Origin of the sequence: Acinetobacter colistiniresistens (assembly GCF_000413935.1) — a bacterium.
Classification (GTDB): domain Bacteria; phylum Pseudomonadota; class Gammaproteobacteria; order Pseudomonadales; family Moraxellaceae; genus Acinetobacter; species Acinetobacter colistiniresistens.
In genome coordinates this window covers 586,311-600,504 of the sequence record NZ_KE340380.1, presented here as the reverse complement: position 1 = coordinate 600,504, position 14,194 = coordinate 586,311, and the positions used below count along the sequence as shown (strand labels likewise).

14 protein-coding genes are annotated in these 14,194 nt (G+C 41.3%); 13 read left to right on the top strand and 1 reads right to left on the bottom strand.

The features are described from left to right. The first annotated feature begins 110 nt into the window (after nucleotides 1-110). From F907_RS07330 to aroC, 11 genes are all read left to right on the top strand, one after another. Complete coding sequence (locus F907_RS07330) at nucleotides 111-1,298, top strand: O-succinylhomoserine sulfhydrylase (RefSeq protein WP_005275448.1); 1,188 nt, start codon at nucleotides 111-113, stop codon at nucleotides 1,296-1,298. A gap of 12 nt (nucleotides 1,299-1,310) precedes the next feature. Continuing rightward, nucleotides 1,311-1,640, top strand: coding sequence for a YbaB/EbfC family nucleoid-associated protein (locus tag F907_RS07335; protein ID WP_016652444.1), 330 nt, complete (start codon nucleotides 1,311-1,313; stop codon nucleotides 1,638-1,640). Between the two features lie 85 nt (nucleotides 1,641-1,725). Continuing rightward, the gene (gene recR / locus F907_RS07340) at nucleotides 1,726-2,322 is read left to right on the top strand and encodes a recombination mediator RecR (protein ID WP_005241464.1); all 597 of its coding nucleotides are present in this window, start codon (nucleotides 1,726-1,728) and stop codon (nucleotides 2,320-2,322) included. Nucleotides 2,323-2,609: 287 nt separating this feature from the next. Further along, a complete protein-coding gene (locus tag F907_RS07345) occupies nucleotides 2,610-3,752 on the top strand; it encodes a ribonuclease D (protein ID WP_016652443.1) in 1,143 nt (380 codons plus the stop codon). 178 nt (nucleotides 3,753-3,930) lie between these two features. Then, nucleotides 3,931-4,236, top strand: a complete 306-nt coding sequence (locus F907_RS07350) for a YcgL domain-containing protein (RefSeq protein ID WP_004653415.1) — start codon at nucleotides 3,931-3,933, stop codon at nucleotides 4,234-4,236. Further along, a complete protein-coding gene (locus tag F907_RS07355; protein WP_004772126.1) occupies nucleotides 4,229-4,615 on the top strand; it encodes a hypothetical protein in 387 nt (128 codons plus the stop codon). The genes F907_RS07350 and F907_RS07355 overlap by 8 nt, the downstream gene beginning before the upstream one ends. A gap of 35 nt (nucleotides 4,616-4,650) precedes the next feature. Further along, complete coding sequence (locus F907_RS07360) at nucleotides 4,651-5,502, top strand: AAA family ATPase (RefSeq protein ID WP_005275455.1); 852 nt, start codon at nucleotides 4,651-4,653, stop codon at nucleotides 5,500-5,502. 12 nt (nucleotides 5,503-5,514) lie between these two features. Further along, the gene (locus F907_RS07365; RefSeq protein WP_016652442.1) at nucleotides 5,515-6,702 is read left to right on the top strand and encodes a vWA domain-containing protein; all 1,188 of its coding nucleotides are present in this window, start codon (nucleotides 5,515-5,517) and stop codon (nucleotides 6,700-6,702) included. Nucleotides 6,703-6,738: 36 nt separating this feature from the next. Further along, the gene (gene trpB / locus F907_RS07370; protein WP_016652441.1) at nucleotides 6,739-7,944 is read left to right on the top strand and encodes a tryptophan synthase subunit beta; all 1,206 of its coding nucleotides are present in this window, start codon (nucleotides 6,739-6,741) and stop codon (nucleotides 7,942-7,944) included. Between the two features lie 125 nt (nucleotides 7,945-8,069). After that, nucleotides 8,070-9,080: a 50S ribosomal protein L3 N(5)-glutamine methyltransferase gene (gene prmB / locus F907_RS07375; RefSeq protein WP_016652440.1), complete on the top strand. Its 1,011-nt coding sequence runs from the start codon at nucleotides 8,070-8,072 to the stop codon at nucleotides 9,078-9,080. Between the two features lie 11 nt (nucleotides 9,081-9,091). Then, on the top strand, nucleotides 9,092-10,183 hold the full coding sequence (aroC, locus tag F907_RS07380; RefSeq protein ID WP_016652439.1) for a chorismate synthase: 1,092 nt from the start codon (nucleotides 9,092-9,094) through the stop codon (nucleotides 10,181-10,183). 107 nt (nucleotides 10,184-10,290) lie between these two features. Here aroC and F907_RS07385 read toward each other — a convergent pair whose 3' ends face one another. Further along, nucleotides 10,291-11,520, bottom strand: coding sequence for a GGDEF domain-containing protein (locus F907_RS07385; protein WP_016652438.1), 1,230 nt, complete (start codon nucleotides 11,518-11,520; stop codon nucleotides 10,291-10,293). Nucleotides 11,521-11,815: 295 nt separating this feature from the next. Here F907_RS07385 and F907_RS07390 point away from each other — a divergent pair, with 295 nt between their 5' ends. Both F907_RS07390 and F907_RS07395 read left to right on the top strand, forming a co-directional pair. Next, nucleotides 11,816-12,562, top strand: coding sequence for an iron-containing redox enzyme family protein (locus tag F907_RS07390; protein WP_005275469.1), 747 nt, complete (start codon nucleotides 11,816-11,818; stop codon nucleotides 12,560-12,562). A 233-nt stretch (nucleotides 12,563-12,795) separates the two neighbouring features. After that, entirely contained in the window at nucleotides 12,796-14,187 is a 1,392-nt protein-coding gene (locus F907_RS07395; RefSeq protein ID WP_016652437.1) for an MdtA/MuxA family multidrug efflux RND transporter periplasmic adaptor subunit, read from the top strand. The last annotated feature ends 7 nt before the right edge of the window (nucleotides 14,188-14,194 follow it).

The following is a 14,194-nucleotide window of genomic DNA, read 5'->3' as shown; positions in this document are numbered from 1 at the left end:
GATTGCACGAAGTCTAAGCGATAATTTCATCTTATGCCTTGACCTTAAAGACCTTAGGCGCTCAAAATATTGGCACATTTAATCATTATGATCATAAGGCATACAGAACGATGAATCCAAGCGATGATTTAGAATACCAATTAGAAACACTGGCAATTCGCACAGGGCATGATCGTACCTCTGAAGGTGAGCATAGTGAACCAATCTTCCTGACCTCATCATTTGTGTGTGAAAGTGCGGCTGATGCTGCAGCAAAATTCTCAGGACAAATCGCAGGTAACACTTATTCACGCTATACCAATCCAACAGTGCAGGCTTTTGAAAAACGTTTGGCTGTATTGGATGGCGCAGAGCGTGCGGTTGCAACCAGTTCAGGTATGGCAGCGGTACATGCCATGTGTATGGCCTATTTAAAAGCTGGCGACCATGTGATTTGCTCTCGTGCGGTATTTGGTTCAATCATTGCCTTATTTGAAAAATACGTTGCAAAATTTGCAGTCGAAGTGACCTTTGTGGATTTGGGTGATTTAGAAGGCTGGAAACAAGCCATTCGTCCAAATACACGTATTTTATTTATCGAAACACCGTCTAATCCATTGGCCCAAGTGGGTGATATGCAGGCGATTGCCGATATTGCACATGCCAATGGGGCGCTGTTTGCAGTGGATAACTGTTTCTGTACACCGGTATTACAACAGCCGATTAAGTTTGGTGCAGATTTAGTGCTTTATTCAGCAACCAAATATATTGATGGCCAAGGTCGTGCATTGGGTGGTGCTGTTGTTGGAAAACATGACTTGCTTGAGGAAGTAAATGGTGTGATCCGTACTTTAGGTAATTCGATGAGTCCATTTAATGCATGGATTTTCTTGAAAGGCTTAGAGACGCTTAGCATTCGTATGAAAGCCCATTGTGAAAGTGCTCAAAAATTGGCGGAATGGCTACATCAGCACGAAAAAGTTGAAAAAGTGTATTACGCAGGTTTACCTGATCATCCAGGCCATGCGCTTGCGAAAAAACAGCAAAAAGGCTTTGGTGGTGTTGTATCTTTTGTGGTGAAAGGTGAGCGACAAGGTGCTTGGACGGTGATTGATAACACACGTTTCTTGTCGATTACCAGTAATCTAGGTGACGTTAAGTCAACAATTACACATCCAGCAACGACCTCACATGGTAGAATGTCGGCTGAAGCTAAACAAGCTGCAGGAATTGAAGAAGGTTTGATTCGTGTGTCTGTTGGTTTAGAAGACATTGATGATATTATTCGCGACATATCACGCGGTTTAGATTTAATTTAACGAGAGAGACTTATGAACATTAATATGCTCATGCAGCAAGCTCAGCGCATGCAAAAAGATATGGAATCAAATCTTAAAAAAGCCAAAGAAGAGCTTGCAAACACTGAAGTTCATGCTGAAGCAGGTGGTGGTTTAGTTAAAGTGACGATGACTTGCCGCAATGTGGTGAAGCGTATCGAAATTAGCCCAGACTTGTTACAAGACGAAGCTGACATGATTGAAGATTTGATTGCTGCGGCAATGAATGATGCAGCTCGTCAAGCTGAAGTGATTTCTGAAGAGAAATTACAAGGTGCAAATTCAGGCATGGGCTTACCACCAGGCTTATCTGGTTTATTTTAAATCCCTCCCAGCCTCCCTTTTTTTAAAGGGAGGAGTAACCCCTCTTTAATAAAGAGGGGTTAGGGGAGATTATGAGAGTTGATTTGTGTTTAGTGAACGATTTGAACAATTAGTTCAAGCATTACGTATATTACCGAGTGTTGGCCCAAAATCAGCACAGCGTATGGCATTGCATTTATTAATGAAAAACCGTGAAGGTGCATTTGCTTTGTCACATGCCCTACATGAAGCATCGAGCCATATTCATGAGTGTCGTATTTGTCACTCGCTCACCGAAAATGAAATCTGTGATATCTGTGCTTCCGCAGAGCGTGATGAACAACTGCTGTGTGTGGTTGAATCTCCTGCTGATGTAATGGCGATTGAACAGAGCGGTAGTTTTCGCGGAAAATATCATGTTCTTGGTGGGCATTTATCACCCCTGGATGGAATTGGTCCAGAAGAGATTGGTATTCCATATCTAATTCAACGTCTCAGTGCAGGACAGATTCAAGAGGTGATTTTGGCAACCAATGCCACCGTAGAAGGGCAAGCGACAGCACACTATCTGGTTGAAGCCACTAAACATTTGCCGATTCATATGACCCGCATTGCACAGGGCGTACCTCAAGGCGGTGAGCTGGAATATGTCGATAGCCATACTTTAAGTCAGGCTGTACATAACCGTATGCGAATGAAATAATAGGCTTCATTCGCATTTTTTTATATTTATATTAAATTCATGCTGTTAATTTAAACAAATAATTAAATTTTACATTTTGTCTAACATTATCGTAGATCAATTTATTGTGATTTGTGGCACTATTATCAAGCGAAAAGGATTTTCGTTTTTTGATGAAATGGATAGAGGAGTGATTTCATGTCGTGTATGTGGAATACCAATTAATTTTTTGTATTTTTCAGTTGAGCAATGACTGGCATTAGGCAGTTTTATTGCACATGGTTTTTTATTATTTTACTTGAGCACACATGTTTCAGTTTATCCAACAGCAACAAGATTTAGCTGTTCTCCTCAAGCAGATGGAACAGTGTTCTGTCTACGCCCTTGATACCGAGTTTATCAAGGTTGATACCTTATATCCTAAACTTGGTGTCTGCCAAATTAATTTAAATGGTCAAATTTTATTACTTGATGGTGCAGCATTGGATCTCAGTAATTTTTGGCCAAAGATTTTTGCGGCTCAACAGAATATTTTTCATGCCTGTGGCGAAGATATTGATCTGATCTATCATTATGCCGACCAAAAACCACTAAATAATGTATTTGATACGCAAATTGCGTTGGCATTTCTCGGACATGGGCTTCAAGTCAGTTATCAGAATGCGCTTAAAACCTGTTTGAATATTGAGATTGAAAAAGATCAGACCCGTTCAGACTGGCTTGCTCGGCCTTTGACGCAAGAGCAGATGTGCTATGCGGCAAATGATGTGATCTATTTAAGTAAACTTGCAGATGCACTGAAAACAGATCTAAAAGCAAAAGGGCTGTATCAATACGTATTGGAAGATTGTCAAAATCTCACCAAAGAGATTGCCATGGAAACTCCGCTGGCAGAATTGTATACCGATATTGGGAATTACCGTCATTCGCGTCGTGAGTTGATGCAGTTACAGCAGCTCAGCATTTGGCGAGAGCAGATTACCAAGGCACTGAATCAGCCACGTAGTTTTATTCTTAGAAATTCGACGATGATTGATCTCGTGGAAAAGAATCCGAGAAATAATTTTCAGTTGGCGCGGATTAAAGACATCAGACCTCACATTGTACGTGAACATGGTAAAACCATCTTGGACCTCCTTAAGTTTTTGCCGCCGGAAGATGAGTGGCCATTACGTATGGCAAAACCAGTCAAGAGTAACTCTAAAGAGGTTGCACCAAAAATCGATGCTTTAATTGAAAGTGTGGTACTAAAAACTGGTATACCGAAAGAAGTGTTATTGCGTAAGAAATGGATGAATGCCATTTATGAGCATGTGGTCTTTCATCTGGACGAGCAGAGCTTACCTAATTATTTGATGGGATGGCGTTATGACTTAATTACGCGACCATTGATTACGTTGTTGCGAGAAGATATTGAATATCTCGCTACACAAATGAAAATTGCACAATAAACATAAGAGAGTGAATCAATGATTCGCTCTTTTTTTAATTTGATGTGTTGTTTTATCCTTTGATCTTGTGCTTGGGAGATAAAGACTGCAAAACACGACTCCAGCGTTAACAATCCTTAATGTATCCATTTTTATTTTCATGTATGCTGTGTTTGATTGTTAATAGATGTGAGTCAATATGCACTGCGATATTTATAGATCGAGCAAAAAAGATGAAATGTATATGTACATTGCTCGTCCAAATTATCCTGATGACAAGGAACAAGAAAACCCATTTGAAGGTGTTCCAGAAACAGTTTTACAAGCATTCGGCAAAGCGACCTTTGTTATGCATCTAGAACTTCATAATGAGCGTAAACTTGCACGTGCTAACGTTTTACATGTTTTAGATTCCCTAAATACCAAGGGCTTTTTTATTCAGATGCCACCAGAAGGGTTAATCAATCCAAACGCGGTAGAACCTGAGGGCTTACGCGGTGCTTGAGACTTTAACAGCGATTTGGTCGAACATCCTTTCAGTACTGGATCAGTTTCCTGAAGAAAATGTTGCGATCATTGTTTATGTTACAGGGACATTAATTGCATTATGGTGCTGGTATCGTTTGATGTCACGCCTACCGAATCCAATTGGTGGCATCCTCTGGATTGTGGCTTTTGCCGTTCTTGCAACACCAACTATTTCAGAAGGTCCAAACTCGGCCTTAGCACCAGCGATTTTTGGTTTGCTTTTTGGTGTACTTACTAAAGAGCATGTCTTAATCTGGTCAAACTTATCATTGATTTTATTTGTCATTGGTACGGGGTTATTGATCGGTTTCTGCTGGTCAAAATACACTGCAAATAAAACTGCACGTTCAGTTTAGATACAACGTTAAATATAGAAAAATAAGGTTTTTAAATGTCTGCTGATACACAACACTTTACTGGTACAGATCAATATATTGCGACCGATAGCCTAAAGCTGGCAGTGAAAGCTGCTCGTGCCTTACAAAAACCATTATTGGTGAAAGGTGAGCCTGGAACGGGAAAAACATTACTTGCGGAGCAGGTAGCTGAAAGTTTGGGTTTGAAGCTGATTACTTGGCATATCAAATCAACCACCAAAGCGCAGCAAGGTCTGTATGAATATGATGCTGTTTCACGTTTGCGTGATAGCCAGTTAGGTGATGATCGTGTCTACGACATTAAGAACTATATTAAACCCGGTAAATTGTGGGAAGCATTTACCAGCGAAGAGCGTTGTGTATTGTTGATTGATGAAATCGACAAGGCGGATATTGAGTTTCCAAATGACTTATTGCATGAACTCGACAAAATGTCGTTTTATGTTTATGAGACAGGTGAGACCATTACCGCGACACAACGCCCAATCGTGATTATTACCTCAAATAATGAGAAGGAACTTCCAGATGCATTCTTGCGTCGTTGTTTCTTCCATTATATCGAGTTCCCAGATGAAGCGACCATGCGCGATATCATTGCAGTGCATTTCCCAAGTATTTCTAATACCTTGGTTAGCGAAGCATTGCAGGTCTTCTTTAAATTGCGCGAAATTCCAAATTTAAAGAAACCGCCTTCAACGTCTGAATTGATTGATTGGTTAAGTCTGTTGATGGCCGATGATATGCCTGAAGATGTATTGCGCAATCACGATAAATCAAAAGCGATTCCACCATTATATGGTGCATTGATTAAGAATGAACAAGATGTGCAATTGCTTGAACGTTTAGCCTTTATGTCACGCCGTTAAGAGTGTTTACAAATGTTTGTGCGACTGTTTTACACCTTACGCAAATATGGCGTACCTGTGACAACACGTGAGCTCATTGATCTTAATCAGGCGGTAGCTTCAGGTCTTGTGTTTGCAGATCAGGAAGAGTTCTATCAATTGGCTAAAACAATTTTAGTCAAAGATGAACGCTTTTTTGACAAGTTCGATCGCGCCATGAAAGATTATTTTGATGGTATTGAAACTTTTGACTTGGATGAGCTGCTAAAGCAAGTTCACAAATTACCGAAAGATTGGTTTGATCTTGAACTATTAGAAAAACATCTTACGCCTGAACAACGTGCTGAGCTACAAAAAGCGGGTTCTCTCGAAGAGCTGATGAAAATGCTGGAAGAACGCTTACGTGAACAGCATAAAAAGCATCAGGGCGGCAATCGTATGATTGGCACTGGGGGAACGTCACCTTTTGGCGCGTTTGGTGATCACCCTGAAGGTGTGCGTATTGGCGGCCCAGGGCGTAAACGTTCGGCGGTTAAAGTTTGGGAACAACGTAAATACCAAAATCTGGATGATGATCAGGTTTTGGGAACCCGTCAGATGCAAATTGCCTTACGTCGTTTGCGTAAGTTTGCACGCCAAGGTGCTGCTGAAGAGCTTGATGTCGATGGCACCATTCGTGAGACGGCAAAACAAGGCATTTTGGATGTACAGTTGGTTCCAGAACGTCGTAACCGCATTAAAGTGTTGATGCTGTTTGATGTTGGCGGCTCAATGGATGCTTATATTGCTGAGTGTGAAAAGCTATTCAGTGCGGCCAAATCAGAGTTTAAAACCCTCGAATACTTCTATTTTCACAACTGTTTATACGATTATGTATGGAAGGATAACCATCGCCGTAGTTCAACACGTATGAATACTTGGGATCTGTTCCATACTTATGGACGTGATTATCGGGTCATTGTGGTCGGTGATGCCAGTATGGCGCCATATGAGCTAAAGTCTGCGGGTGGTTCAGTCGAATATATGAATGAAGAGTCGGGTGAAGTGTGGCTTAGACGTTTACGTCAGCACTTTGACAAAACCGCTTGGTTGAACCCTGAAGTAGAAAGCTATTGGCATTACACTCAGACTATTAACTGGATTAAAGAGATTTTTGAAAATCATATGTTTCCAATGACCTTGAAAGGCATTGAAGACATGACCCGTTATTTGTCACGTTAAAATTTAAACTAGAACTTTATAAGAACAGGAAAAATGATGGAACATCAAATTAATGGCGTTGCTTTGCCGAATGAAGCAGGTTTCTTTGGCAACTTTGGTGGGCAGTTTATTCCGCCTCATTTAAAAGAAGCAATGGATGAAATTAATACGGCGTATGAAGAGATTCGTTATACCGTTGAGTTTCAGGATGAGTTGAATGACTTATTCAAAAACTATGTAGGGCGCCCAAGTCCATTGTTCCATGCCAAGCGTTTGTCTGACCAATTAGGTGGAGCACAGATTTATCTCAAACGCGAAGACCTAAACCATACTGGGGCGCATAAGATCAATCACTGCCTAGGTGAAGCCTTACTTGCCAAGTATATGGGGAAAACTAAAGTCATTGCAGAAACTGGTGCTGGTCAGCATGGCGTGGCTTTGGCAACAGCTTGTGCATTGGTCGGCATCCCATGTGAAATTCACATGGGGCAAGTGGATATTGAAAAAGAACACCCTAATGTCGTGAAAATGAAAATCTTGGGTGCGAAACTGGTTCCAGTCACACAAGGCACAGCCACCTTAAAAGATGCAGTGGATAGCGCTTTTGAAGAATACTTAAAAGATCCTAAAAACTATATCTATGCCATTGGCTCGGTGGTTGGGCCACATCCATTTCCAAAAATGGTACGCGATTTCCAATCGATTATTGGCAATGAGATCAAAACCCAGTCTCATGACCATTTTGGCCAGAATCCAGATTATGTGGTTGCCTGTGTCGGTGGTGGTTCTAACGCGATTGGCGCTTTCACTGCATTTTTAAATACGCCAGAAGTTCAATTGGTTGGCGTAGAACCTGCGGGTCATGGTCTAGATACGGATAAACATTCAGCCACTTTAACCTTAGGTAAGCCTGGGCAGATTCATGGTATGGCTTGCTATGTGCTAGAAGATGATCAAGGTGAGCCGCTGCCTGTACATTCCATTGCTTCAGGCTTGGATTATCCAGGTGTCGGGCCACAGCATAGTTTCCTGAAAGAACTCGGCCGTGTTCAATATGAAACGGCGACGGATCAGGAATGTTTGGATGCATTTATGACCCTTTCACGTGTAGAAGGGATTGTACCTGCTTTGGAAAGTTCGCATGCCGTTGCTTGGGCATTGCGTGAAGCACCTAAGTTGGGTAAACAGGTGAAGATCGTAGTTAACTTGTCAGGTCGCGGTGATAAAGACTCAGATTACGTGGCTGAAAAGCTAGGTTTGTAAGTTCTTATCCAATATCTGGTTTTAATAGACCGCTTCTAGCAGAGAGGCGGTTTTTTTATTGTTAAATCAACTTGAATCCCGTTAGAATAAAGCGTTTTGCAATTAGCACTTTTGGAGACGCCTAAGTGGAGCGACCTACAATCAGCCCTGAACATTTACAAGAAGCGGCTGAAAACCTAGTAACCATTCGAGATTTCATCCGTTTTGGGGTAACCGCACTTCGTCAATACGATGCGCACTTAGGTCAAGGTACTCAAGATTATTTTGCAGAAAGCTCTGCATTGGTACTGCAAACACTATCACTTGAGTGGAAAGCAGACGCTGAAATTCTGGATGCCAAACTTTTACCAAGTGAAAAAGCAGAATTTCTCAGCTTATTAGAACGTCGTATCAATGATCGTATCCCGACCTCATATTTATTGAATTTGGCGTATTTCTTCAATAAACCGTTCTATGTGGACGAGCGTGTCTTAATTCCACGTTCACCGATTGCGGAATTGATTGAACAACGTTTTGCACCTTATTGCCTAGATGAAAACGGGCGTATGTTGGAAGCACTTAACAGTTTGCCTGAAAGCAAGAATCCAAAAACACCGCAACGCATCCTAGATATGTGTACAGGTTCAGGCTGTATCGCGATTGCTTTGGCTTATGCTTATCCAGATGCTGAAGTTGATGCGACTGATATTTCAAAAGAAGCGCTGGAAGTGGCTTCAATTAACACTGAGCATCATGACAAACAGTATCAAGTCGCTTTACTTGAATCTGATTTGTTCTCAAAAATCCCTGCTGAAAACCAGTATGACCTGATCGTCAGCAATCCACCTTATGTGGATGCAGAAGATATGGCGGATTTACCGGAAGAATTCCTGCATGAGCCTGAGCTTGCACTTGCTGCAGGTCAAGACGGTCTGGATTTAGTCCGTAAAATGTTAGCCCAAGCTGCTGACTATTTAACGGAAGATGGTTTGATTGTGATTGAAGTTGGTAATTCTGAATGGGCAATGCGTCAGAACTTCAATACAGTTGACTTCCATTGGCTCACTTTCCAAAAAGGCGGTTCTGGTATTTTTGCGTTAACTGCTGAACAATGCCGTCGTTATAAAGAAGTCTTCCAGCAATCAGTTCAAAACTAAGGGGTTAAAGCATGGCAGGGAATAGTATTGGGCAACTGTTTCGAGTAACAACCTGTGGCGAGTCACATGGTGCGGGCTTGATGGCGATTGTCGATGGAGTGCCGCCTGGTCTTGAGCTTTGTGAAGCCGATCTACAAAAAGATTTAGATCGCCGTAAACCAGGAACATCGAAGTTTGCAACGCAACGCAAAGAGCCAGATCAAGTCGAGATTATCTCAGGTGTTTTTGAGGGTAAAACCACGGGAACATCGATTGGTTTATTGATCCGTAACACAGATCAAAAATCAAAAGACTACGGCAATATTGCTCAAACTTTCCGTCCTGGCCATGCAGACTATACCTATACCCAAAAATACGGCTTCCGTGACTATCGTGGCGGTGGTCGTTCAAGTGCACGTGAAACAGCGATGCGTGTTGCAGCTGGAGCGATTGCGAAGAAGTATCTTGCTGAAAAATTTGGCATTGATATTCGTGGACATGTCACACAAATCGGCAATGAAGTAGCAGAAAAACTGGATTGGGCTGAAGTGCCAAATAACCCATTTTTCTGTGGTGATGTGGATGCTGTGCCTCGTTTTGAACAATTGGTCACCGCGTTACGTGAGCAAGGTACTAGCTGTGGCGCTAGGTTAGAAATTATTGCTGAAAAAGTACCAGTCGGTTGGGGTGAACCCGTATTTGACCGTTTAGATGCTGATATTGCCCATGCCATGATGAGCATCAATGCAGTAAAAGGTGTGGAAATTGGTGATGGCTTTGCTGTAGCAGGACAATTTGGTCATGAAACCCGTGACGAATTGACCACAGACGGCTTTCTTGCTAATCATGCTGGTGGTATCTTAGGCGGGATTTCAAGTGGTCAAAGCATTCGTGTTGCGATTGCACTGAAACCCACAGCAAGTATTACCACGCCAGGTAAAACGATTAGCATTGATCGGGAAAATACCGATGTATTGACTAAAGGTCGTCATGATCCGTGTGTAGGTGTACGTGCAACACCAATTGCTGAAGCGATGCTGGCGATTGTACTTATGGATCATTTCTTAAGACATCGTGCACAAAATGCAGATGTGGTTGCACCATTTAAACCAATCGAACCATAATTAAAAGATTAAGCCGCACATATAATTTATTATATCTGCGGCTTACATCACATTTTAAAACACTTTAATTAAATTAGTTTAATATTCATTTAATAATGATGAATAAATTATAATGCCTCCGAAATCATATTATCTGATGTCGCAATATGATATTGATTCCGCCCATTACTTTTTGCGATATATAATGCATGATCTGCCTGTGCAACAAACTCAGAAAGACTATCTCCAACACTCGGAACCATCGTCGCAACGCCTACACTAATAGTAACGTGTTTTGAGACGTTACTGCGTGGATGTAAAATGCCAATATTACGCACTAACTCCATCAGCCTTTGTACTTGAATAAGTGCTTGGTCACGATCAGTCATAGAAAACACCAAGAGAAATTCTTCTCCGCCATAACGTGCCGCAAGATCACCACTACGTGAGGCAATAGAGCCAAGCATGATCGCAATTCGACGTAGGCATTGATCGCCTTGAATATGTCCTAAAGTATCGTTGTACAGCTTAAAGAAGTCGATATCAATCATCATAATGGTAATCGGCATCTCATGACGTGTTGCACGTTTCCATTCATTCTCAAGTACTTCATCCAGATAACGTCGGTTGGCGAGGCCAGTTAAAGCATCTTGTTGTGAAAGAATGGAGAGTTGTTGTGCTTGTCGCATTAGTTCCAGTCGATTGAGTTCGATCATGCAGTTTTGCAGATAGTTTTCACGATGCTGTCGATCAGTGGCATAGGCCAATGCCATACCCAGAAAACTACTAAAAGTATACGTCCTGTTTAAGAAGGTCCAGTCAATTGCACCGCTGAACCAAGTACTAGCGGCGATACCAATCAAACCACCCACCCAGCCAGCAATGATTGCGGTATAGAAGCGCATTCCGACAAAACCGTAGATAATCACTACGGCATACATCATGGCAGCATGGAACAGGACATTATTTTGTCCCTGTTCCAAAACGTTAATAATGGTAAAAGAGATTGCTACAGCACCTGTTGAGCCAATACAAACATAGTGATCAAACCACTTGTTCATCATGGGCAGGAACGACAACAGCCATGCAAAGGTGATGATGATGCCCACCCAACCATAGGTTGCCATCCAGGTAATGCGTAAGTCGGTAGGCAAAACCTGATATATACAGAAGCTTAGAAATAGATATAAACCTAAAATGATAGGGGCGCGATAGCGGAACTCATGCGCAGCCTCATTTCTATACTGATCTCGATAGATCACTTCTAATTCTTTAGGAAACCAAACTAAATTTAGCCCGCGAGAAATTAACAAGTCGATTTGTTCTTGTCCCAAAATATTGGAAGCTTTCAACTTCATCTTATCTCTCACCACTCCCAAAAATGTTGTTATAAATGTCAAAATAGGGATTATTTTTTTAATACGTTACACTGATTTAAATAAAATGTGTATTAGATTATAAAAAAATATTAATTTTTATATAAGGGTCATTGCCTAATATAATGATTCAAGTTTAAATTAGATTCAAGAAATAAAACTGTTACAAACTAAATCACAAATGATTGTATCTTTGCTGTATTAGGATACAATTTATAAAAAAGCAGCAATCATAGAATATGATTGGGTTAAGTCATACGAAATAGGATGCATCGCAATGACTGCTATGAATCAATATGGAACAAAATTAGAAATTACACCTCATTCGGGTTGGGCTCAACGATTTTGGGATGAATTATTACCTTCAAAGGAACGGGTAAGCAAACATCCTTTATTCTTAGACATGGCGAATGGTTCTTTAAGCCTTGAATGTTTTCGTTCAGCCTTATTGAATTTTTATCCATTGGTCGCACATTTCCCTTCTTATATGGCAGGGTCTTTAGCGAAAGCAACCGCTTTTTCATTGGATGGTGTAACCGAGACCAGAGACTGGTTAATTCAAAATATTAAGGTTGAAGAACGACATTTAAATTGGTATCAAGACTGGGCGGGGGGCTTTGGTCTTACAGTTGAAATGCTAAATAATGTGAAGCCGCCTGTAGCCATGAATGCAGTCAACCACTTTCTATGGGACGTTAATTTTCGGGGAAGTTTGGCCGAAAGCATTGCAGCCACCAATCTTGCAATTGAATGGGCCACTGGAGACTGGACGATTCAGGTCTATAAAGGGATTCAAAACTATACTCAACATCCTGATGTGAATATTAATAAGCGGTCTTTAGCTTGGTTAAGAGCCCATGCTCACTATGATGATCTCCACCCATACGAGGCGATGGAGCTGATCAAACGGCTATGTGATAAAGATCCAATATTACAGCGAAAAGCATTTCTGGCGGCTCAGGAAGGACTTGAGTACTATGAGCTTGCTTTGGATGCGTGCTATAAGTTGCAACATAAGAGTTAAAATTTCGAACCATCTTTTAGAGAAAGGTAGCCTAAAATAGTTGATCAAGAAAAGTTTTTGGTCAACTAAATTTAAAAAAAGTCATAAAAATAGCTTTAATTCTAAAGACATAACAACAGCAGCTAATTTTTACATTAATAAAACATTTGGATTGTAGTGTGTTTACATTTAAGCTTAAATTAACACTACAAGAATATTTATAGTAGAACAAAATAAGAAGCACAGATACTTCTATGAATGAGACTTTAGAACCAAACAAAATTACAAAAAATAGCCCAAAAACCAAGATGCTTATTAGTTATATCATCTTGTTTATTATTTTATTTTTTGTTGGGTGGGGGATTTGGCACCTGACGCATAAATCAGTTACATCCGCTCCAGGATCAACCCACGGAAAAAGTGGAAAAAATGGAGGTGCCGGTGCAAATGGGGCCGCAACAGTTGTTGGTGTGACTAAAGTCCTACAGCAACAGGTACAACAAACTGTTCAGGCGTTGGGAACAGTGACCTCGACCAATACAGTGGTGGTTCATCCGCTGATCAATGGCACATTGATGCAAGTCTATTTTAAAGAAGGCAGTCTTGTACAGAAAGGCCAGTTGTTAGCCTTGATTGATGATCGGGCACCCAAAGCAACGCTATTGCAAGCACAAGGGCAGTTACTCAAAGATCAGGCTTTATTGACCAATGCTAGATTGGATATGCAGCGTTATGCGCAATTGTGGCAACAAGATTCGATTGCAAAGCAGCAATACGACACACAAGTTTCTTTGGTTAAACAATATGAGGGCGTTGTCAAAACTGATCAAGCAGCCGTTGCGAATGCTCAGCTCCAACTGAGTTATACACGCGTTGTTTCCCCTGTAGATGGACGAATCGGTTTAAGACAGGTTGATGTTGGCAATATGGTCAGTACCTCGGATGCGAATGGTATTGCCAATATTACCCAGCTTAAAAACATCTCAGTGGTGTTTGCCGTGCCTGAACAATATCTAACCCAACTGATGCAGATTATGGATAATCCAGAACAGCATGTCGGAGTACAGGCTTGGGATCGTCAAAATACCCAAAAACTTGCTGATGGTCAGTTGGTTGCACTTGATAATCAGGTCAATATCAATACGGGAACGATCAATATCAAAGCCAGTTTTGATAATCAGAATCAACATTTATTTCCTAATCAGTTTGTTAATGTCCGTATGAGTTTGGGCAATATTCCCAATGCAATCATTGTTCCGACAGTCGCTTTACAACTTGGTGCCAAAGGGTCTTTTGTCTATAAGGTTAATCCAGACCAAACGGTCAGTGCAGTAACGGTCCAGACTGGAGCGGTTGTAGATGACAATACGGTTATTACCGGTGGAACATTAAATGCCAATGATCTTGTCGTAACTGATGGGGTGGACAAGCTGAAGGATGGCGCAAAAATTAGTGTTGCCAATAACGTTGGTCAAGGCAAAAGTATTCATTCATCAACTGGCGCTGGGCATCGGCACAATCCGGTAGCACAGGAAGCTACAGCTGAAGCCAGTAACAATCCCGAAAGATCAAAACAATGGCAACACCACAATAGTGGACAAGGGAATATGGCCATGACACCACCTTCTGCCCAAACTGCGCAGTAAGGAGTGT

Bases quoted from the DNA above. Each gene is read 5' to 3' on its own strand.
- F907_RS07330 (WP_005275448.1), top strand. From the start codon at position 111: ATGAATCCAAGCGATGATTTAGAATACCAATTAGAAACACTGGCAATT.
- F907_RS07335 (WP_016652444.1), top strand. From the start codon at position 1,311: ATGAACATTAATATGCTCATGCAGCAAGCTCAGCGCATGCAAAAAGAT.
- F907_RS07345 (WP_016652443.1), top strand. From the start codon at position 2,610: ATGTTTCAGTTTATCCAACAGCAACAAGATTTAGCTGTTCTCCTCAAG.
- F907_RS07350 (WP_004653415.1), top strand. From the start codon at position 3,931: ATGCACTGCGATATTTATAGATCGAGCAAAAAAGATGAAATGTATATG.
- F907_RS07360 (WP_005275455.1), top strand. From the start codon at position 4,651: ATGTCTGCTGATACACAACACTTTACTGGTACAGATCAATATATTGCG.
- F907_RS07365 (WP_016652442.1), top strand. From the start codon at position 5,515: ATGTTTGTGCGACTGTTTTACACCTTACGCAAATATGGCGTACCTGTG.
- trpB (WP_016652441.1), top strand. From the start codon at position 6,739: ATGGAACATCAAATTAATGGCGTTGCTTTGCCGAATGAAGCAGGTTTC.
- aroC (WP_016652439.1), top strand. From the start codon at position 9,092: ATGGCAGGGAATAGTATTGGGCAACTGTTTCGAGTAACAACCTGTGGC.
- F907_RS07385 (WP_016652438.1), bottom strand. From the start codon at position 11,520: ATGAAGTTGAAAGCTTCCAATATTTTGGGACAAGAACAAATCGACTTG.
- F907_RS07390 (WP_005275469.1), top strand. From the start codon at position 11,816: ATGACTGCTATGAATCAATATGGAACAAAATTAGAAATTACACCTCAT.
- F907_RS07395 (WP_016652437.1), top strand. From the start codon at position 12,796: ATGAATGAGACTTTAGAACCAAACAAAATTACAAAAAATAGCCCAAAA.